This is a genomic window from Aquabacterium sp., assembly GCF_044226965.1.
In the GTDB taxonomy this organism is placed as follows: domain Bacteria; phylum Pseudomonadota; class Gammaproteobacteria; order Burkholderiales; family Burkholderiaceae_C; genus Pseudaquabacterium.
Window position 1 is genome coordinate 75,683 of the sequence record NZ_JBGAGA010000018.1, and the last position, 19,559, is coordinate 95,241.

Genomic DNA, 19,559 nt, shown 5'->3' on the forward strand with positions numbered 1-19,559 from the left:
AAGGGGTAAGGGAAGCGGGCAGGGGGCTCAGGCGGCGGGGCGGTCCAGCAGTAGCCGGCTGCCCTGGACCGCACGGATCACATGCTCGCCAGGGCGTGGGTGACCCTGGCCTGCAAAGTGAGCGTCCCAGCCCGCGCCACGGTACTGTACCCGTGCACTGCCGTCGGGCTGCCAGTGCGCCACCTGCACGGTGGCGCCTATGTCGAGGTTGAGGTCGGGGCTGCTGGTGACGTCACCTGTCGGCCGTGGTCGCTTCCAGTGCCACACCACGACCGCGCCGCCGCCGACCAGTGCGCCCAGCACCAGCTGGGCGTTCGAGCCCAGCCCCAGGTGTGCCGCCACCGCGGCGGCAGCGCTGCCGACGGCGAGCATCAGCAGGTAGAAAGTGCCGGTGGCGAGCTCCGCCGCGACCAGCGCGCCGGTGATCAGCCACCACCAGGTGGGGGCGTTCCAGTTCATGCGTCACCGCCTTGTCGGACAGACAGGAATGCGGTCAGTGTAGCCAGCGGCCGGCCTTCATCAAGCGGTGACCCGGCGGCCCTACACTTCGCCCTCCGCCGATTTCCGACCCCCTCGCTCCGAAGGAGCCTCCCGATGCTGCGCTTCCGCTTTCCCATCGTCATCATCGACGAAGACTACCGCTCGGAGAACACCTCCGGCCTCGGCATCCGCGCGCTGGCGCAGGCCATCGAGAAGGAGGGCATGGAGGTGCTGGGCGTCACCAGCTACGGCGACCTGAGCCAGTTCGCGCAGCAGCAGAGCCGCGCCTCGGCCTTCATCCTGTCGATCGACGACGAGGAGTTCACGCCCGGCCCCGAACTCGACCCCGCGGTCTTGAGCCTGCGCAAGTTCATCGAGGAAATCCGCTTCAAGAACTCCGACATCCCGATCTACCTGTACGGCGAGACGCGTACCTCGGAGCACATCCCGAACGACATCCTGCGCGAGCTGCACGGCTTCATCCACATGTTCGAGGACACGCCGGAGTTCGTGGCCCGGCACATCATCCGCGAGGCCCGCAGCTACCTCGACGGGCTGGCGCCACCGTTCTTCAAGGCGCTGATGGACTATGCGCAGGACGGCTCGTACTCCTGGCACTGCCCCGGGCATTCAGGCGGCGTCGCGTTCCTGAAGAGCCCGGTCGGCCAGATGTTCCACCAGTTCTTCGGCGAGAACATGCTGCGCGCGGACGTCTGCAACGCGGTGGAAGAACTGGGCCAGCTGCTTGACCACACCGGCCCGGTGGCGGCCAGCGAGAAGAACGCGGCGCGCATCTTCAATGCCGACCACTGCTTCTTCGTCACCAACGGCACCAGCACCTCGAACAAGATGGTGTGGCACCACACGGTGGCGCCGGGCGACGTGGTGGTCGTCGACCGCAACTGCCACAAGAGCATCCTGCACTCGATCATCATGACCGGCGCGGTGCCGGTGTTCATGACGCCGACGCGCAACCACTTCGGCATCATCGGCCCGATTCCCGAGAGCGAGTTCTCGCCCGAGACCATCCGCAAGAAGATCGCCGCGAACCCGCTGCTGGCCGGGGTCGACGCGAAGAAGGTCAAGCCGCGCATCCTGACGCTGACGCAGAGCACCTACGACGGCGTGCTCTACAACACCGAGACCATCAAGGCCAAGCTCGACGGCTACGTCGACACGCTGCACTTCGACGAGGCCTGGCTGCCGCATGCCGCGTTCCACAAGTTCTACGGCAGCTACCACGCGATGGGCAAGAACCGCCCGCGCCCGAAGGAGGCGATGGTCTACGCCACGCAGAGCACGCACAAGCTGCTGGCCGGCATCAGCCAGGCCAGCCAGGTGCTGGTGCAGGACTCGCAGACGCGGAAGCTCGACTTCCACCTGTTCAACGAGGCCTACCTGATGCACACCAGCACCTCGCCGCAATACTCGATCATCGCCAGCTGCGACGTGGCCGCGGCGATGATGGAGCCGCCCGGCGGCACCGCGCTGGTCGAGGAGAGCCTGAAGGAAGCGCTGGACTTCCGCCGTGCGATGCGCAAGGTCGAGAAGGACTTCGGCAAGGACTGGTGGTTCAAGGTCTGGGGCCCGGACAAGGGCGTCAGCGACGACGTCGGCGAATCGGCCGGCTGGGTGCTGAAGGCCAACGAGAAGTGGCACGGCTTCGGCAACCTGGCGCCCGGCTTCAACCTGCTCGACCCGATCAAGAGCACGATCATCACGCCGGGGCTGGACGTGAGCGGCAAGTTCGCCAAGACCGGCATCCCGGCGGCCATCGTCACCAAGTTCCTGGCCGAGCATGGCGTGGTGGTCGAGAAGACCGGGCTCTACTCGTTCTTCATCATGTTCACGATCGGCATCACCAAGGGCCGCTGGAACACGCTGCTCACCGCGCTGCAGCAGTTCAAGGACGACTACGACAAGAACGCGCCGCTGTGGCGCATCCTGCCCGAGTTCTGCCAGCACCAGCCGCGCTACGAGCGCATGGGCCTGCGCGACCTGTGCCAGGCCATCCACGAGACTTACGCCAAGGGCGACATCGCGCGGCTGACGACCGAGATGTACCTGTCCGACCTGCAGCCGGCGATGAAGCCCAGCGATGCCTTCGCGCGCATCGCGCACCGCGACACCGAGCGCGTCGACATCGACCAGCTCGAAGGCCGCATCACCACCTCGCTGCTGACGCCGTACCCGCCGGGGATTCCGCTGCTCATCCCCGGGGAGCGCTTCAACCGCAAGATCGTGCAGTACCTGCGCTTCACGCGCGAGTTCAATGCCCGCTTCCCCGGCTTCGACACCGACGTGCACGGCCTGGTCGAGATCGACGACGGCCAGGGTGGCCGCCGCTACGCCGTGGACTGCGTGAGGAATTGAGGGTACCGGCCGTCAGGCGGCCGGTGCCAACGACTACGTGGGGTTGCTCACGGCGACGTGGCTGAAGCCGCCGTCGACGTAGACGATCTCGGCGCTGATGCCGGCGGCCAGGTCGGACAGCAGGAAGGCCGCTGCGTTGCCGACGTCGTCGATCGTGATGGTGCGGCGGATCGGCGTGTTGGCGGCGAACTCGGTCAGCAGCTTGCCGAAATCCTTGATGCCCGAGGCTGCCAAGGTCTTGATCGGGCCGGCCGAGATGCCGTTCACCCGCACGCCCTTGGCGCCGATGCTCTGCGCCAGGAAGCGCACGCTCGATTCGAGCGAGGCCTTGGCCAGGCCCATCGTGTTGTAGTTCGGCACATAGCGCATCGCGCCCAGGTAGCTCAGCGTCAGCAGCGCAGCGCCCGGGCGCAGGCGCGGCAGCGCGGCCTTGGCCATGGCCGGAAAGCTGTAGGCCGAGATGTCGTGCGCAATGCGGAAGTTCTCGCGCGTCAGGCCGTCGAGGAAATCGCCGGCAATCGCCTCGCGCGGGGCGAAGGCGATGGCGTGGACGAAGCCATCGAACTGATCCCAGTGCTGGCCGAGGTCGGCGAACAGGCGCTCGATCTGCGCGTCGTCCCCGACATCGCAGTCGAACACCAGCTGCGAGCCGAACTCGGCGGCGAATTCGGTGATGCGCTCCTTGAAGCGCTCGCCCACGTAGCTGAACGCCAGTTCGGCGCCTTCGCGATGGCAGGCGCGGGCGATGCCGTAGGCGATCGAGCGGTTGTTCAGCACTCCGGTGATCAGCAGTCGTTTGCCGGCGAGAAAGCCCATGGGTCGCGATCCGATTTGACGAGGGGCAGGATTCTGGCACGTTGGCCTGCGCCCACCCCCCAGGCTTGCGGGCGGTGTTCCCGCGGGCTACAATTCGCGCTTTCGCTGTTGGGCAAAAGTGGGCGGATTCATCCAGCCCATTTTTTTTGCTCGACCGCGATTTGTGCTTTTTTGCTTTCCTTTTTTCGCAGCAGGGATCTTCGCAGCAGCAATGAGTGGGCAGGCCGCCATCGAGCGTACCGTCACCGGCATGGGTTACGAGCTCGTCGACATCGAAAGGTCGGCGGGCGGCTTGCTGCGCGTGACGATCGACCGGCTGCCCGGCCAGGCGTACGAGACCGGTCCCGGCGAATCGGTGCTGGTCGAGGACTGCGAACGCGTCACCCGGCAGCTGCAGTACGTGCTCGAAGTCGAGGCGGTGGACTACGGTCGGCTCGAGGTGTCGTCGCCCGGCCTGGATCGGCCGCTGAAGAAGCCGGCGGACTACCAGCGCTTCGCCGGCAGCGAGGTCGAGCTCACCTTGCGCGAAGCGTTCCAGAACCGCAAGAAGTGGCGCGGCCTGCTGCAGGCGCGGGACGACGGTGGCTGGCGCCTGGTGCTGCCGCCGCCCGAAGCGCCCGGCAAGAACCGCAAGAAGGCCGCGGCCGAGACGGCGCCGGCCCCCGAGCAGGCTTTGGAATTTGCACTCGATGAAGTGCGCGAGGCACGGCTGGTGCCGGTGGTCGACTTCAAGGGTCGGCGCCGCGCAGCAGGCCCGGCCCAGGAGAACGACGGAGGTCAGAACTGATGAACCGCGAAATGTTGATGCTGGTCGATGCCATCTCGCGCGAGAAGAGCGTGGACCGCGATGTCGTGTTCGGCGCGGTCGAAGCCGCGCTGGCGCAGGCCACCAAGAAGCTCCATGGCGGTGAAGTCGACATCCGCGTTTCGGTCGACCGTGAAACCGGCGACTACGAGACCTTCCGTCGCTGGCACGTGGTGCCGGACGAAGCCGGCCTGCAGTTGCCCGATTCCGAGATCCTGCTGTTCGAGGCCAAGGAGCAGATTCCCGACATCGAGGTCGACGACCACATCGAGGAGCCGATCGAGTCGGTGCCGATCGGTCGCATCGGCGCGATGGCGGCCAAGCAGGTCATCCTGCAGAAGATCCGCGATGCCGAACGCGAGACGCTGCTCAACGACTTCCTGTCGCGCGGTGACAAGATCTTCGTCGGCACCGTCAAGCGCCTCGACAAGGGCGACATCATTGTCGAGAGCGGCCGGGTCGAAGGGCGCCTGAAGCGCAGCGAGATGATCCCGAAGGAGAACCTGCGCACCGGCGACCGCGTGCGCGCCTTCATCGCCGGCATCGACCCCACCGCGCGCGGCCCGCAGATCATGCTGTCGCGCTCGGCGCCTGGCTTCATGATGGAGCTGTTCGCGCAGGAAGTGCCCGAGATGGAGCAGGGCCTGCTCGAGATCAAGAGCTGCGCGCGTGACGCCGGCTCGCGCGCCAAGATCGCCGTGGTGTCGCACGACAAGCGCGTCGATCCCATCGGCACCTGCGTCGGTGTGCGCGGCTCGCGCGTCAATGCCGTCACCAACGAGCTCGCCGGCGAGCGCGTCGACATCGTGCTGTGGTCGGAGGACCCGGCCCAGTTCGTGATCGGCGCGCTGGCCCCGGCCAACGTGCAGTCGATCGTCGTCGACGAAGAGAAGCACGCGATGGACGTGGTGGTCGACGAGGAGAACCTCGCGATCGCGATCGGCCGCGGCGGCCAGAACGTGCGCCTGGCGTCCGAGCTGACCGGCTGGCGCATCAACATCATGACCGCCGAGGAATCGCAGGCCAAGCAGGCCGTCGAGAGCGATTCCATCCGCAAGCTCTTCGTCGAGAAGCTCGATGTCGACGAGGAAGTCGCCAACATCCTGATCGAGGAAGGCTTCACCAGCCTCGAGGAAGTGGCCTACGTGCCGCTGAACGAGATGCTGGAGATCGAGGCCTTCGACGAGGACACCATCACCGAGCTGCGTACCCGTGCGAAGGATGCGCTGCTGACGATGGAGATCGCGCATGAAGAGTCGGTCGAGGAGGTGTCGCAGGACCTGCGCGACCTCGACGGCCTGTCACCCGAACTGATCGGCAAGCTCGCCGATGGTGGGGTGCACACGCGCGACGACCTCGCCGACCTGGCGGTGGACGAACTGGTCGAGATGACGCAGATCGACGAAGCCGCCGCCAAGGCACTGATCATGAAGGCGCGAGAGCACTGGTTCACGGCATGAATGCCGCACTGAAACACCTCGCAGCCTCACCCTGAAGACCACGCAAGGAAACCGCCAATGGCCGTGACGACCGTCGCCCAGTTCGCAGCCGAGCTCAACCGTCCTGCCGGGACGCTGCTCGAGCAGCTGCAGTCTGCCGGTGTCGCGAAGAAGTCGCCCGACGACGCGCTGACCGATTCCGACAAGGAACGTCTGCTCGATTACCTGCGCACCGCCCACGGCACCGCCGGCGGCGACCGCAAGAAGATCACGCTGACGCGCAAGTCCACCAGTGAGATCAAGCAGGCCGATGCCTCCGGCAAGGCGCGCACGATCCAGGTGGAGGTGCGCAAGAAGCGCGTGTTCGTCAAGCGCGACGACGTGCCCGGTGGCGCCGACGAGGGCCGCTCGGCCGCTGCCGAGGAAGCCGAACTGCAGCGCCGCGAAGAAGAGGCCAATGCCCAGGCCGAGGCGCTGCGCCGCCAGGCCGAAGAGCTGGCCGCAGCCCAGGCCCAGCGCCAGCGCGAGGAAGAGGAGCGCAAGGCCCGCGAAGCCGCCGAGGCCGCTGCCGCCAAGGCCGCCGCCGAAGCCGCTGCACGCGAGGCCGCCGAGGCCGCCGCCAAGGCCGCTGCCGCTGCCGCGATCGAGAAGGCCGCTGCCGCCGAGGCTGCGAAGCCGGCCGTCGAAGCTGCCAAGCCGGCCGCCGCCCCGGCGCCGGCTGCTGCCGCGCCGGTGGCGCCTGCTCCGGCCCCGGTGGCCGAGACGCCAAAGCCCGGCCTGCGGGTCGTCAAGGCCGGCACCGACGAGGCGGCTGAGAAGCAGCGCCTGGCCGACCTCGAGAAGCGCCGCAAGGCTGCCGAATCCGAGGCCGCGGCCATCCGCGCGATGATGAATGCGCCGAAGAAGGTGCTCACCGCGAAGAAGCCGGAAGAGGCCAAGCCCGCGGCTGCCAAGGAAGGCATCACCGGCACGATCCACAAGCCCAAGGGGGCGACCGGCCCGGGTGCGGCTGCGCCGGCGGGCGGCGCGGCCAAGCCGGGCGACAAGAAGTCGGTCAAGTCCGAGAAGCTGTCGTCGAGCTGGGCCGACGATGCGGCCAAGAAGCGCGCCGCGCTGAAGGGCCGCACCGATTCCAGCGCCGGCCGGGCCGGCTGGCGCGCGCCTCGCGGTGGCCGCCGCGGCGACCGCGGTGACGATGCACCGAGCTACAACGCGCCGTCCGAGCCGGTGGTGCAGGAGGTGCACGTGCCCGAAACCATCAGCGTGGCCGACCTGGCGCACAAGATGTCGGTCAAGGCCAGCGAGGTGATCAAGCAGCTGATGAAGCTGGGCCAGATGGTCACGATCAACCAGCAGCTGGACCAGGAGACGGCGATGATCGTCGTCGAGGAAATGGGCCACAAGGCGCTGGCGGCCAAGCTCGACGACCCCGAGGCCTTCCTCGAGGAAGAGCATGCAGCCACCGAGGCCGATGCCGTGCCGCGTCCGCCGGTGGTCACGATCATGGGTCACGTCGACCACGGCAAGACCTCGCTGCTGGACTACATCCGCCGCACCCGCGTGGCCGCGGGCGAGGCCGGCGGCATCACGCAGCACATCGGCGCCTACCACGTCGAGACGCCGCGTGGCCAGATCACCTTCCTCGACACCCCGGGCCACGCCGCGTTCACCGCGATGCGTGCGCGCGGCGCCAATGCCACCGACCTGGTGATCCTGGTGGTGGCCGCCGACGACGGCGTGATGCCGCAGACCAAGGAAGCGATCCACCACGCCAAGGCCGCCAAGGTGCCCATCGTCGTGGCGATGAACAAGATCGACAAGCCCGAGGCCAACATCGAACGCCTGAAGAGCGAGCTGGTGGCCGAAGAGGTGGTGCCGGAAGACTTCGGTGGCGACTCGCCCTTCGTTCCGGTGTCGGCCAAGACCGGCCAGGGCATCGACGACCTGCTCGAGCAGGTGCTGCTGCAGGCCGAAGTGCTGGAGCTGAAGGCGCCGGTGGCCGCCAACGCCAAGGGCCTGGTGATCGAAGCCCAGCTGGACAAGGGCCGCGGCCCGGTGGCCACGGTGCTGGTGCAGTCCGGCACGCTCAAGCGCGGCGACGTGGTGCTCGCCGGCTCCAGCTTCGGCCGTGTGCGGGCGATGCTGGACGAGAACGGCAAGCCCACGCAGGAAGCCGGTCCGTCGATGCCGGTCGAGATCCAGGGCCTGACCGAAGTGCCGCAGGCCGGCGACGAGTTCATGGTGCTGACCGACGAGCGCCGGGCCCGCGAGATCGCCACCTTCCGCCAGGGCAAGTACCGCGAAGTGACGCTGAACAAGCGCCAGGCCGCCAAGCTCGAGAACATGTTCGAGAACATGGGCGAGGGCCAGGCGCAGACGCTGGCCTTGATCATCAAGGCCGACGTGCAGGGCTCTCAGGAAGCGCTGTCGCAGTCGCTGGTCAAGCTCTCGACCGCCGAGGTCAAGGTGCAGATCGTGCATGCGGCGGTCGGCGGCATCAGCGAATCGGACGTCAACCTGGCCATCGCCTCGAAGGCGGTGATCATCGGCTTCAACGTGCGGGCCGATGCCGGCGCGCGCAAGCTGGCCGAGGGCAACGACGTCGACATCCGCTACTACAACATCATCTACGACGCCGTGGACGAGGTGAAGGCGGCGATGTCCGGCATGCTGGCGCCGGAGCAGAAGGAAGAAGTCATCGGCTCGGCCGAGATCCGCACGGTGTTCGTGGCCTCGAAGATCGGCACCGTGGCCGGCTGCATGATCACCAACGGCCTGGTGCGGCGCGATGCGCGCTTCCGCCTGCTGCGCGACAACGTGGTCATCTACACCGGCGAGCTCGAGTCGCTGAAGCGGATGAAGGACGACGTGCGCGAAGTCAAGGAAGGCTTCGAGTGCGGCATCAAGCTGAAGAACTACAACGACATCGCCGAGGGCGACCAGCTCGAGTTCTTCGAGGTCAAGGAAGTCGCCCGAACGCTGTAAGGCGGATTTGCCCTCGACCGCAAACCCCGCCCTCCAAAAGAAGGCGGGGTTTGTGCTTAGGGGCACAGCAGGAGAAAGACGATGCGCCACAAGCGAGCCATTCCGAATCGCAGCTTCCGGGTTGCCGACCAGATCCAGCGCGATCTGGCCGAGCTGATCCGCGAGCTGAAGGACCCGCGCGTCGGCATGGTCACGATCAATGCCGTCGAGGTCACGCCGGACTACGCCCATGCCAAGGTGTTCTTCTCGCTGCTGGTGGGCGACGCGCAGGAGTGCGAGCAGGGCCTCAACGAGGCCGCCGGCTACCTGCGCAACGGCCTGTTCAAGCGCCTGCAGATCCACACGGTGCCAACGCTGCACTTCCAGTTCGATCGCACCACCGAGCATGCGGCCGAACTGAGCGCGCTGATCCGCCAGGCCAACGCCTCCCGGGCGAAGGAAGACTGACGCCGTGAACGCTACGCGCCAGCGCATCCAGCGCCGTGCCGTGCACGGCGTGCTGCTGCTCGACAAGCCGCTGGGCTGGTCGAGCAACGATGCACTGCAGAAAGCCAAGTGGCTGCTGCGAGCCGAGAAGGCCGGCCACACCGGCACGCTCGATCCGCTGGCCACCGGTCTGCTGCCGCTGTGCCTTGGCGCGGCCACCAAGTTCTCGCAGGTCAGCCTGGATGCCGACAAGGCCTACCGCGCCACGCTGCGACTGGGCCAGCGCATGAGCACCGGCGACCTGGAAGGCACGCTGGTCGAGGAGCGGCCGGTGCAGGTCGACCGCGCGGCCATCGAGGCCGCCTGCGCCCGCTTCACCGGCGACATCGAGCAGGTCCCGCCGATGCATTCGGCGCTGAAGAAGGATGGCAAGGCGCTGTACGAGTACGCGCGCGCCGGCATCGAGGTGGAGCGGCCCGCGCGCGCGGTGACCATTCATCGCATCGACATCGTCGACTGGCACGATGCCACGCTGGTGATCGACGTCCGCTGCAGCAAGGGCACCTACATCCGCACGCTGGCCGAAGACCTGGGCGAGGCGCTGGGCTGCGGCGCGCACCTGGCCGCGCTGCGCCGCACCGGTTGCGGGCCGCTGCAGGCCGATGCGGCCGTGACCATCGAACAACTCGAAGCGATGACCGAGCCCGAGCGCGAGGCGCTGCTGCTGCCGCCGGACGCCCTGCTGGCCGACTGGCCGCGGCTGGTCCTGGCCGGCGACGAGGCGTCGCGATTCCTCACCGGCCTGCGCCGCCGCGTGCGCGAGGCCGATGCGCCGGCCGTGCGCGTGTATGGCCCGCTGCCCGACAGCGCCTTCCTGGGCACCGCCCACATCGAGGCCGGCGACCTGATCGCCGACCGCCTGCTCAGCCCGCCCGAAGTGCAGGCCCTGCAGGCCCCGCGCCGCGAGCCCGCGACCGCGACCTGAAGCACACCGAATCCCCCGAGAGAAGCACCATGACCCGTCAGATCCGCAACATCGCCATCATCGCGCACGTCGACCATGGCAAGACCACGCTGGTGGACCAGCTGCTGCGCCAGAGCGGCACCTTCAGTGACCACGAGAAGGTGGCCGAGCGCGTGATGGACAGCAACGACATCGAGCGCGAGCGTGGCATCACGATCCTGGCGAAGAACTGCGCCGTCACCTGGCAGGGCACCCACATCAACATCGTCGACACGCCCGGGCACGCCGACTTCGGCGGCGAAGTCGAGCGCGCGCTGTCGATGGTCGACGGCGTGGTGCTGCTGATCGACGCGCAGGAAGGCCCGATGCCGCAGACCCGCTTCGTCACGAAGAAGGCGCTGGCGCTGGGCCTGAAGCCCATCGTCGTGGTCAACAAGGTCGACAAGCCGGGCTCGCGGCCGGACTACGTGATCAACGCCGCCTTCGAGCTGTTCGACAAGCTCGGCGCCACCGAAGAGCAGCTGGACTTCCCGGTGGTCTATGCCTCGGGCCTGAACGGCTGGGCCTCGCTGACCGAGGGCGCACAGGGCGAGCAGTGGGGCACCGACATGGCGCCGCTGTTCGACACCGTGCTCAAGCACGTGCCCGCGCATGAAGGCGACCCGAACGCACCGCTGCAGCTGCAGATCTCCTCGCTGGACTACTCCAGCTTCGTCGGCCGCATCGGCGTGGGCCGGGTCAATGCCGGCACGATCAAGCCGATGATGGACGTGCTGGTGATGGAGGGCCCGGACGGCAGGTCCTACAAGGGCCGCATCAACCAGGTGCTGACCTTCGAAGGCCTGGAGCGCCGGCAGGCCACCGAGGCCGGCCCGGGCGACATCGTGCTGATCAACGGCATCGAGGACATCGGCATCGGCGTCACCGTCACCAGCATCGACAACCCGGCGCCGCTGCCGATGCTGAAGGTCGACGAGCCGACGCTGACAATGAACTTCTGCGTCAACACCAGCCCGCTGGCGGGCCGCGAAGGCAAGTTCGTCACCAGCCGCCAGATCTGGGACCGGCTGCAGAAGGAACTGCAGAGCAACGTTGCGCTGCGCGTCAAGGAATCCGGCGAAGACGGCGTTTTCGAGGTCAGCGGTCGCGGCGAACTGCACCTGACCATCCTGCTCGAGAACATGCGCCGCGAAGGCTACGAGCTGGCGGTGAGCAAGCCGCGCGTGGTGTTCCGCGAGATCAATGGCGAGCGCTGCGAGCCGATCGAGCTGGTCACGGCCGACATCGAGGACCAGCACCAGGGCGGCGTGATGCAGGCACTGGGCGAGCGCAAGGGCGAGCTGGTCAACATGGAGACCGACGGCCGCGGCCGCGTCCGCCTGGAATACCGCATTCCGGCGCGCGGGCTGATCGGCTTCTCGAACGAATTCCTGAACCTCACCCGCGGCACCGGCCTGATCAGCAACATCTTCGACAGCTGGGAGCCCTACAAGGGCGAGATCGCCGGCCGCAAGAACGGCGTGCTGATCAGCATGGACGACGGCGAGATCTTCACCTACGCGCTGGGCAAGCTCGATGACCGCGGCCGCATGTTCGTGCGAGCCGGCGACCCGGTGTACGAAGGCATGATCGTCGGCATCCACAACCGCGACAACGACCTCGTCGTCAACGCCACCCGCACCAAGCAGCTGACCAACTTCCGCGTCAGCGGCAAGGAAGACGCGATCAAGGTGACCCCGCCGATCGAACTGACGCTGGAGTACGGCGTCGAGTTCATCGACGACGACGAACTGGTCGAGATCACGCCCAAGTCGATCCGCATCCGCAAGCGTCACCTCAAGGAGCACGATCGCAAGCGCGCCCAGCGCGAAGCGGCGTGATGAGCCACGGCCGCGCCGTCGGCCTGATGGTGCTCGTGACGCTGATGTGGAGCATCGCGGGCGTCGTGACACGGCATCTGGACTCCGCGCGCAGCTTCGAGGTCACCTTCTGGCGCAGCCTGTTCAACGCGCTGGCGCTGCTGGTCGCGTTCGCGCTGATGCGCGGGCCGAGCCTGGTGCAGCGCATCGCGCAGGGCGGCAAGGCGCTGTGGTTCTCCGGCCTGTGCTGGACCGTGATGTACACCAACTTCATGGTGGCCATCACGATGACGACGGTGGCCACCGTGCTGGTGACGATGTCGATCGCGCCGCTGGTCACCGCGCTGTTCGCGCGCCTGTTCCTGCACCACCGGCTGCCGGCGCGCACCTGGGCCGCGATCGGCGTGGCCGGCATCGGCATCGCCTGGATGTTCGGCCGTCAGGCGCTGGAAGGGGGCTCGTCCCTGACCGGCATCCTGGTCGCGCTGGGCGTGCCGCTGGCCGGCGCCACGAACTGGACGCTGCTGCAGCACATCCAGCAGCGGCAGCGGCGCAACCCGGACGCCCCGGAACCGGACATGCTGCCGGCGGTGCTGATCGGCGCGCTGGGCTCGGCCGCGATCACGCTGCCGCTGGCCTGGCCGATGAGCGCCTCGGCGCACGACCTGTCGCTGCTGGGCCTGCTGGGCGTGGTGCAACTGGCCATTCCCTGCCTGATCGCGGTGCGTGTGGCGCGCGTGCTGCCGGCGGCCGAGGTCGCGCTGATCGCGCTGCTGGAGGTCATCTTCGGCGTGCTGCTGGCCTGGGTCGGCGCCGACGAGGCGCCCGGGCCGACGGCGCTGCAGGGCGGGGTGCTGGTGATCGGGGCGCTGCTCGGCAACGAGCTGCTCGCGCTGCAGCGGCGCCGCAGCGGGCTGGCCTGAGCTGGCTCGGGCCGCGGCCGCGGCGGCTTCAGGTCGCCGCGCCGCTGCTGCGCCGGCCGGCCAGCAGTTCGTCGATCAGGCGGTCCTTGTCGGCCCACTGCTGCTCCATCCAGCGCCCCACGCGCACGCGTTCGGCGCGGTTGGCCATGACGTTGCTGCCGCGTAATTCAGGCGTCAGCTCGCGGCTGGCCACCCGCACCACTACTTCTTCGACGCGGCCGCTCAGCAGCTGCCAGAAGGTGGGCGTGCCTTGCGGGTAGACGATGGTCACGTCGAGCAGGGCTTCGAACTGCTCGCCCATCGTCGCCAGCGCCATGCCCAGGCCGCCGATCTTGGGCTTGAGCAGGTGGCGGAAGGGGCTGCGCTGCTCGGCATGCTTGGCAGCGCTGAAGCGCGTGCCTTCGACGAAGTTGATCACCGAGGTCGGGATGCGCTTGAATTTCTCGCAGGCCTCGCGCGTGGCCTTCAGGTCGGCGCCGCCGGGGTCGCCGCCGCGGCGCACGAAGGGAAAGTCCAGTGCCCACCAGGCCAGGCCGATCACCGGCACGTAGATCAGCTCGCGCTTGAGGAAGAACTTCAGGAACGGGATGCGGCCGTGGAACACGCGCTGCAGCACGAGGATGTCGACCCAGCTCTGGTGGTTGCTGGCCACCAGGTACCAGCCGCGCGGGTGCAGGCCCTCGAGACCGGCCACATCCCAGCGGGCGCGCGGTGCGGCCAGTGCGATCCAGCCGTTGTTCACCGCCACCCAGGCCGAGGCCAGCGCGTTCAGCACCCGGTCGCACAGCCCGCGCAGCGGGGCGATGGGCAGCAGCTTGATCAAGGCCGGCAGCAGCATCAGCGCAAAGATCAGCAGCGTGTTCAGGGCCAGCACCAGGCTGGTCAGGCAGCCGCGCAATACGGACGATAGGCGAGCAAACATCCCGGGATTGTGGCTCAGCCCCGCGGGCCGACGGTTTGCCGTGTCGCAAGCGCGACAGGGGAGGCTAGGGCAAGTGCCCCAATGAAGGCGCAGTGCAACCGATACCATTGCCCGGTGGCCAGTTGGAGGCCCGCACACCACGAGAGGTGCACTGCATGACCTTGAATCGGCGCCAGCAGGCCGCCCGTTCCGAGCCGCCGGCGTTGGACGAACTCAGGCCGCCCGGCCCCTTCCAGCTGATGCTCGAGGCCCGCGCGCCCTGGGAATGGGCCGCGCTGCTGGCGGCGACACCCTGGCTGCGCCAGCTGCCCGTGGGCGACGGCCATCCGGTCATCGTGTTCCCCGGCCTGGGCGCCACCGACTTCACCACCGCGCCGCTGCGGGCGTTCCTGTCCGACCGTGGCTACACCGCCTACCCGTGGAAGCAGGGCTTCAACTTCGGCCCGCGCCATGGCGTGCTGGATGCGCTGCGCGAGCAGCTGCGCCACACCGCTGGGCGCCACCGCGAGAAGGTCAGCCTCATCGGCTGGAGCCTGGGTGGCGTCTACGCCCGCGAGCTGGCCAAGGAGATGCCAGAACTTGCGCGCTGCGTCATCACGCTGGGGTCGCCGTTCTCCGGCCATCCGCGTGCCACCAACGCCTGGCGCTTCTACGAGATGGTCAGCGGCCAGAGCGTGGCGCACGACCCCGCGCTGATCGCGCAGCTGCGCGTGCCGCCCAGCGTGCCCACCACCTCGATCTACAGCAAGACCGATGGCGTCGTGGCCTGGCAGTGCAGCCTGAACGAAGGCGAGCCGCACACCGAGAACATCGAGGTCCACGCCAGCCATGTCGGCATGGGCATGAATCCGCTGGCGCTGTACGTCATCTCCGACCGGCTGCAGCAGGACCCGCAGCGCTGGCAGCGCTTCGACCTGCGCGGTGCACGGCGCTGGTTCTACAAGGTGACCCACCATTCGCCGCTGCAGGCGGCGAGCCACGACTGACGGGCCCGACGACGATGCGTGTACGTGCCAATGGCCTCGAATTCGAGGTCGACGACCAGGGCCCGCGTGATGGCGAGCCGCTGTTGATGATCATGGGCCTGGGCATGCAGCTGATCGCCTGGCCCGACGAACTGGTGGCCGAGCTGGTGAGGCGCGGCTTTCGCGTCATCCGCATGGACAACCGCGACATCGGCCTGAGCAGCCACCTCGACCACCTGGGGGTGCCCAGCCTGCTGCGCGCCAGCCTGCGCCATGCCCTGCGCCTGCGCGTGCGTTCGCCCTATCCGCTGAAGGCGATGGCCGACGACGCGCTGGGCGTGCTGGACCAGCTGGGCATCCCCCGCGCGCACCTGTGCGGCGCCTCGATGGGCGGCATGATCGCCCAGCACATCGCGGCCGCGCACCCCGATCGGGTCAAGAGCCTCACGCTCATCATGACCAGCTCCGGCGCACGCCACCTGCCGCAGGCGCGGCCGGCCGTGCGCCGGGCCTTGCTGAGCCGGCCGCAGGGCAGCGATACCGCCTCGCGCGTGAACCATGCAATGCGCATCTGGGCACTGATCGGCAGCCCGGGCTATGCGCCCGACCCGACGCGGCTGCGCCAGCGCCTGACCCATTCGATCGAGCGGTCCTGGCACCCGGCCGGTGTCGCGCGCCAGCTGGTGGCGATTGCCGCGGACGGCGACCGCTCGCCACTGCTCGGCCGCATCACCGCGCCGACAAGGGTGATCCACGGCAAGGACGATGCCCTGGTGCCGGTGCATGCCGCGCACGACCTGGTCAAGAAGATCGAACAGGCGCAGGCCGACATCATCCCTGGCATGGGCCACGATCTGCCGGAGGCCTTGCTGCCGCACATTGCCGAAGGCATTGCGCAGAACGCGTCGCGGGCCGGGTAGAGCTGCCCGCCGCGCTGGACAGCACCGGCTGGGATAATCCGTCCGGTGATGTCTGCCACCGCCGCCCCATCGGTCAATCCCTGGCGCCTGTCCGTCGCGCCGATGATGGATTGGACCGACCGCCACTGTCGCTTCTTCCATCGCCTGATCACGCGCCACACACGGCTGTACACCGAGATGGTGACCACCGGCGCGCTGCTGCATGGCGATGTGCCGCGGCACCTGGACTTCAATGCCGAGGAGCATCCGCTGGCCCTGCAACTCGGCGGCAGCGAGCCCGAGGACCTGGCGCAGAGCGCGCGGCTGGCGCAGCGCTGGGGCTATGACGAGGTCAACCTGAATTGCGGCTGCCCGAGCGAGCGGGTGCAGCGGGGGGCCTTCGGCGCCTGCCTGATGCGCGAGGCCACGCTGGTGCGCGACTGTGTGGCGGCGATGCGCGCGGCCACCGACCTGCCGGTGACGGTGAAGCACCGCATCGGCGTCGACAGGACCGAGCGCTACGAGTTCGTGCGCGACTTCATCGGCACGGTGGCCGAGGGCGGCTGCACGGTGTTCGTCGTGCACGCGCGCAACGCCTGGCTGCAGGGCCTGAGCCCGAAGGAGAACCGCGAGATCCCGCCGCTGCGCTACGAGGTCGTGCATCGCCTGAAGCGCGAGTTTCCGCAGTACACGATCGCGATCAACGGCGGCATCGCCGACAACGCCACGGTGGCTGCGCAGCTGGCCCACGTCGATGGCGTGATGGTCGGCCGCGAGGCCTATCACCGCCCGAGCCTGATGGCGAGCTGGGACCGGCGCTTCCTGCAGGCGGGGGCCGATGTCGCGGCCCACACCGGGAACGACGAGCCCGGGGACGACGAGCCCGGCGACGACTGGCGCTCGGCGATCGAAGCGCGCATGCTCGACTACATGGCGCAGCAGCAGGCCCGTCATGGCGTGCCCTGGCCGCACATCGCGCGTCACATGCTGGGCCTGTGGCATGGCCGCCCGGGGGCGCGCCGCTGGCGCCAGGTGTGGAGCGACCATCGCCTCAAGCTGCACGCTGCGCGAGAGGTCGCGCGGATGGCCACCCAGGCGCGGCGCGGAAGCGCCGACCACGAACTCGGCACGGAGATCAGCGCATGATCGGCATCATCGGGGGCTCGGGCCTGTACGACCTGCCGGGGCTGGCGGACACGCGCTGGGTGGCGGTGGACACGCCCTGGGGCGCGCCGTCGGACGAGATCCTGCTCGGCCGGCTGGCCACGCCGCAGGGTGAGGCCCAGCTGGCCTTCCTGCCGCGCCATGGGCGGGGCCATCGGCTCGCGCCCAGCGAGCTGAACTACCGCGCCAACATCGCGGCGCTGAAGCACCTGGGCGTGACCGACGTGCTGTCGCTCAGCGCCGTCGGCGGACTGCGGGCCGATCTGCCGCCGGGCCACTTCGTCGTCGTCGACCAATTCATCGACCGCAGCTTCGCGCGCGAGAAGTCCTTCTTCGGCCAGGGCCTGGTGGCGCATGTGTCGATGGCGCATCCGGTGTGCGGGCGGCTCGGCGCCCACCTGCATGCGGCGCTGCTGGCGCAGGGCGTGCCGGCCACGCGCGGCGGCACCTACCTGGTGATGGAGGGGCCGCAGTTCTCGACCCTGGCGGAGAGCCGCCTGTACCGCTCTTGGAACTGCGACGTGATCGGCATGACCAACATGCCCGAGGCCAAGCTCGCGCGCGAGGCCGAGCTCTGCTACGCCACGGTGGCGATGGTCACCGACTTCGACTGCTGGCATCCGCAGCACGAGCACGTGACGGTGGAGGCGGTGCTGCGCGTGCTGATGTCTAACGCCGAGAATGCGCGTGCCCTGGTGGCGCGCAGCGTCGGCTCGATCGCGGCCGATGGCCAAGGCCCCGGCTGCGCCTGCCGCCGGGCACTGGACCATGCGCTGATCACCGCGCCGGCGGCGCGCGACCCGGCGCAGGTGGAGCGCCTGAAGTTCATTGCGCCGCGGGTGCTGGCTTAGCAGCGCCTCGGGCCGGCCACGCGGCCAGCAGCAGGCCCGCCAGCGCCAGGGCCAGCGCCGCCAGGTGGCCGGCACCGAAAGGCTCCCCCAGGAACAGCACGCCCACTGCCGCCGCGCTCACCGGCAGCATCACCGAGAACACGCCGGCCCGCTGCGCCGGCACGCTGGCCAGGCCCTTCATCCACAGCCACACCGTCACCACGCTGGCGGCCAGCGCGTAGAACACCAGCAGGCCCCACAGCCGCGCGGGCACGCCGGCAAAGTCGAAGGACAGCGCCTGCCACAGCCCCAGCGGCGTGACCAGCAGCAGGCCCCACAGGTTGATCAGCGCGCTGATGCGCCGCGGCGAGACGCTGCCGGTCAGCCGCTTGCCGATCACCACGTAGCTGGCCTCGCAGACCACCGCGCCCACCAGCAGCAGCGGACCCAGCCAGCCGGGCAGGGCGCTGGCCGCGGCCGGTGCCGGGCCACCATGGCTGGCGGCGGGCCGCAGCAGCGCCAGCAGCGCGATGCCGGCCGCCGCGCAGGCGATGCCCGCGCTGACGCGGCGCGTCAGCCGTTCGCCGAGGAACAGCCAGGACATCAGCGCGACGGTGGCGGGAATGGCGGCCATCACGACGCCGGCCGACACCGCCGAGGTCAGCAGCACGCCGAACAGCATGCAGATCGAGAACAGGAAGTTGCCGAGGAAGCTTTCCCAGAACAGCAGCCAGCGGTCGTGGCGCGACAGCGGCGGCTCGCCCGGCGCGCGCGGCGTCCAGCGCAGCATGGCCACGGCGGCGATGCCGAAGCGCAGCCAGGCCAGCAGGAACACCGGAAAGGTGGCCACCAGCAGGCGCGACAGGCCCACGTAGCTGCCCACCAGCGCCATGCTGGCAGCCAGGCAGCCGTAGGCCAGCAAGGGGGGCGGGGGGTGGCGCGGGCTCAGGGTCTGGCACTCGAGGGTCAGAACGCCGCGGCGTAGCGCTGCAGCTCCCACTGGCTGACCTGGCGCTGGTAATCGGCCCACTCGGCCTGCTTGAGGCGCTGGAACTGCTCGCTCAACACCGGGCCCAGTGCGTGCGAGATCACCGCGTCCGCCGCCAGCGCCGCCAGCGCGTCGTCCAGCTGCCGCGGCAGCGGCGCGATGCCGCGCTCGCGCAGCGCGGCCGCCGACAGCGTCAGCAGGTCTTCGTCGGTGCCGGGCGGCAGCGGCAGCCGGCGCTCGATGCCGTCGAGCCCGGCGGCGATCAGTCCGGCCAGCACCAGGTAGGGGTTGCACGACGCATCGGCCAGCCGGCATTCGATGCTGGCACCCAAAGTACGCAGCATCGCGCTGCGGTTGTGGCTGCCATGGGTGACATGGGTTGGCGCCGCACTCTCCGCAGGCGTGCTGCCGCCGGCCTGCAGGCGCTTGTAGCTGTTGACGGTGGGTGCGGCCAGCGCGCACAGCGCCGGCGCGTGCGCCAGCACGCCGGCGGCGAACTGCTGACCCAGGGGCGAGAGACCGCTGGCCAGCGCGCTGCCATCGGGCGCATGCGGCACGAACAGCCGCGTGGCGTTGTCGCCATGGCCCTTCCACAGCGACAGCTGCATCGGCATGCCGCTGCCCGGCTGCTGGGCGAAGGGCTTGGCCATCATCGAGAACACCATGCCGCGCGCTTCGGCCAGCGCCTGCGCCGCCAGCTTGAACAGCATCAGGTGATCGG

16 protein-coding genes and 1 pseudogene are annotated in these 19,559 nt (G+C 68.9%); 12 read left to right on the forward strand and 5 right to left on the reverse strand.

What is annotated here, in order from left to right; all coding sequences use genetic code 11:
- Positions 1-27: 27 nt before the first annotated feature.
- Positions 28-459 carry an NfeD family protein gene (locus ACILR4_RS10810; RefSeq protein ID WP_395700853.1) on the reverse strand — a complete coding sequence of 144 codons (432 nt, stop codon included), beginning with the start codon at positions 457-459 and terminating at the stop codon, positions 28-30.
- Between the two features lie 135 nt (positions 460-594).
- On the opposite strand from ACILR4_RS10810, the gene ACILR4_RS10815 reads away from it, so the two are divergent.
- Positions 595-2,853 (forward strand): Orn/Lys/Arg decarboxylase N-terminal domain-containing protein, encoded by a 2,259-nt coding sequence (locus ACILR4_RS10815; RefSeq protein WP_395700854.1) that lies wholly within the window; start codon positions 595-597, stop codon positions 2,851-2,853.
- Between the two features lie 33 nt (positions 2,854-2,886).
- On the opposite strand, the gene fabI is transcribed toward ACILR4_RS10815, so the two are convergent.
- Positions 2,887-3,669 (reverse strand): enoyl-ACP reductase FabI, encoded by a 783-nt coding sequence (fabI, locus tag ACILR4_RS10820; RefSeq protein ID WP_395700855.1) that lies wholly within the window; start codon positions 3,667-3,669, stop codon positions 2,887-2,889.
- A 211-nt stretch (positions 3,670-3,880) separates the two neighbouring features.
- Here fabI and rimP point away from each other — a divergent pair, with 211 nt between their 5' ends.
- The 7 genes from rimP (at position 3,881) to ACILR4_RS10855 (ending at position 13,070) form a co-directional block, all read left to right on the forward strand.
- Positions 3,881-4,456 (forward strand): ribosome maturation factor RimP, encoded by a 576-nt coding sequence (rimP, locus tag ACILR4_RS10825; protein WP_395700856.1) that lies wholly within the window; start codon positions 3,881-3,883, stop codon positions 4,454-4,456.
- On the forward strand, positions 4,456-5,934 hold the full coding sequence (nusA, locus tag ACILR4_RS10830) for a transcription termination factor NusA (protein ID WP_395700857.1): 1,479 nt from the start codon (positions 4,456-4,458) through the stop codon (positions 5,932-5,934). Before rimP ends, nusA begins: the two co-directional genes overlap by 1 nt.
- Positions 5,935-5,991: 57 nt before the next feature.
- Positions 5,992-8,898 (forward strand): translation initiation factor IF-2, encoded by a 2,907-nt coding sequence (gene infB, locus ACILR4_RS10835; protein WP_395700858.1) that lies wholly within the window; start codon positions 5,992-5,994, stop codon positions 8,896-8,898.
- Between the two features lie 81 nt (positions 8,899-8,979).
- Entirely contained in the window at positions 8,980-9,345 is a 366-nt protein-coding gene (gene rbfA / locus ACILR4_RS10840; RefSeq protein ID WP_395700859.1) for a 30S ribosome-binding factor RbfA, read from the forward strand.
- A 4-nt stretch (positions 9,346-9,349) separates the two neighbouring features.
- On the forward strand, positions 9,350-10,309 hold the full coding sequence (truB, locus tag ACILR4_RS10845; protein WP_395700860.1) for a tRNA pseudouridine(55) synthase TruB: 960 nt from the start codon (positions 9,350-9,352) through the stop codon (positions 10,307-10,309).
- 29 nt (positions 10,310-10,338) lie between these two features.
- Complete coding sequence (gene typA, locus ACILR4_RS10850) at positions 10,339-12,168, forward strand: translational GTPase TypA (RefSeq protein ID WP_395700861.1); 1,830 nt, start codon at positions 10,339-10,341, stop codon at positions 12,166-12,168.
- On the forward strand, positions 12,168-13,070 hold the full coding sequence (locus ACILR4_RS10855; protein ID WP_395700862.1) for a DMT family transporter: 903 nt from the start codon (positions 12,168-12,170) through the stop codon (positions 13,068-13,070). The genes typA and ACILR4_RS10855 overlap by 1 nt, the downstream gene beginning before the upstream one ends.
- Positions 13,071-13,098: 28 nt before the next feature.
- Here ACILR4_RS10855 and ACILR4_RS10860 read toward each other — a convergent pair whose 3' ends face one another.
- Complete coding sequence (locus ACILR4_RS10860; protein ID WP_395700863.1) at positions 13,099-13,992, reverse strand: acyltransferase; 894 nt, start codon at positions 13,990-13,992, stop codon at positions 13,099-13,101.
- Positions 13,993-14,147: 155 nt separating this feature from the next.
- On the opposite strand from ACILR4_RS10860, the gene ACILR4_RS10865 reads away from it, so the two are divergent.
- The 4 genes from ACILR4_RS10865 to ACILR4_RS10880 are packed head-to-tail and all read left to right on the forward strand — an operon-like array spanning position 14,148 to position 17,871.
- Positions 14,148-14,978 carry an esterase/lipase family protein gene (locus ACILR4_RS10865; protein ID WP_395700864.1) on the forward strand — a complete coding sequence of 277 codons (831 nt, stop codon included), beginning with the start codon at positions 14,148-14,150 and terminating at the stop codon, positions 14,976-14,978.
- Between the two features lie 14 nt (positions 14,979-14,992).
- Entirely contained in the window at positions 14,993-15,877 is an 885-nt protein-coding gene (locus tag ACILR4_RS10870; protein WP_395700865.1) for an alpha/beta fold hydrolase, read from the forward strand.
- Positions 15,878-15,925: 48 nt separating this feature from the next.
- Positions 15,926-17,002, forward strand: coding sequence for a tRNA dihydrouridine(20/20a) synthase DusA (gene dusA, locus ACILR4_RS10875; RefSeq protein WP_395700866.1), 1,077 nt, complete (start codon positions 15,926-15,928; stop codon positions 17,000-17,002).
- Positions 16,999-17,871 (forward strand): S-methyl-5'-thioadenosine phosphorylase, encoded by an 873-nt coding sequence (locus tag ACILR4_RS10880; protein WP_395700867.1) that lies wholly within the window; start codon positions 16,999-17,001, stop codon positions 17,869-17,871. The genes dusA and ACILR4_RS10880 overlap by 4 nt, the downstream gene beginning before the upstream one ends.
- Here the strand turns inward: ACILR4_RS10880 and ACILR4_RS10885 are convergent.
- Complete coding sequence (locus ACILR4_RS10885) at positions 17,846-18,742, reverse strand: DMT family transporter (RefSeq protein ID WP_395700872.1); 897 nt, start codon at positions 18,740-18,742, stop codon at positions 17,846-17,848. The genes ACILR4_RS10880 and ACILR4_RS10885 overlap by 26 nt on opposite strands.
- A 74-nt stretch (positions 18,743-18,816) precedes the next feature.
- Positions 18,817-19,559: pseudogene (locus ACILR4_RS10890) on the reverse strand (type III glutamate--ammonia ligase); the annotation flags it as partial.

What these genes read in the sequence shown, in the direction of transcription:
- ACILR4_RS10810 (WP_395700853.1), bottom strand. Translation starts at nt 459, where the DNA reads ATGAACTGGAACGCCCCCACCTGGTGGTGGCTGATCACCGGCGCGCTG.
- ACILR4_RS10815 (WP_395700854.1), top strand. Translation starts at nt 595, where the DNA reads ATGCTGCGCTTCCGCTTTCCCATCGTCATCATCGACGAAGACTACCGC.
- fabI (WP_395700855.1), bottom strand. Translation starts at nt 3,669, where the DNA reads ATGGGCTTTCTCGCCGGCAAACGACTGCTGATCACCGGAGTGCTGAAC.
- rimP (WP_395700856.1), top strand. Translation starts at nt 3,881, where the DNA reads ATGAGTGGGCAGGCCGCCATCGAGCGTACCGTCACCGGCATGGGTTAC.
- nusA (WP_395700857.1), top strand. Translation starts at nt 4,456, where the DNA reads ATGAACCGCGAAATGTTGATGCTGGTCGATGCCATCTCGCGCGAGAAG.
- infB (WP_395700858.1), top strand. Translation starts at nt 5,992, where the DNA reads ATGGCCGTGACGACCGTCGCCCAGTTCGCAGCCGAGCTCAACCGTCCT.
- rbfA (WP_395700859.1), top strand. Translation starts at nt 8,980, where the DNA reads ATGCGCCACAAGCGAGCCATTCCGAATCGCAGCTTCCGGGTTGCCGAC.
- typA (WP_395700861.1), top strand. Translation starts at nt 10,339, where the DNA reads ATGACCCGTCAGATCCGCAACATCGCCATCATCGCGCACGTCGACCAT.
- ACILR4_RS10855 (WP_395700862.1), top strand. Translation starts at nt 12,168, where the DNA reads ATGAGCCACGGCCGCGCCGTCGGCCTGATGGTGCTCGTGACGCTGATG.
- ACILR4_RS10860 (WP_395700863.1), bottom strand. Translation starts at nt 13,992, where the DNA reads ATGTTTGCTCGCCTATCGTCCGTATTGCGCGGCTGCCTGACCAGCCTG.
- ACILR4_RS10865 (WP_395700864.1), top strand. Translation starts at nt 14,148, where the DNA reads ATGACCTTGAATCGGCGCCAGCAGGCCGCCCGTTCCGAGCCGCCGGCG.
- ACILR4_RS10870 (WP_395700865.1), top strand. Translation starts at nt 14,993, where the DNA reads ATGCGTGTACGTGCCAATGGCCTCGAATTCGAGGTCGACGACCAGGGC.
- dusA (WP_395700866.1), top strand. Translation starts at nt 15,926, where the DNA reads ATGTCTGCCACCGCCGCCCCATCGGTCAATCCCTGGCGCCTGTCCGTC.
- ACILR4_RS10880 (WP_395700867.1), top strand. Translation starts at nt 16,999, where the DNA reads ATGATCGGCATCATCGGGGGCTCGGGCCTGTACGACCTGCCGGGGCTG.
- ACILR4_RS10885 (WP_395700872.1), bottom strand. Translation starts at nt 18,742, where the DNA reads ATGGCGCTGGTGGGCAGCTACGTGGGCCTGTCGCGCCTGCTGGTGGCC.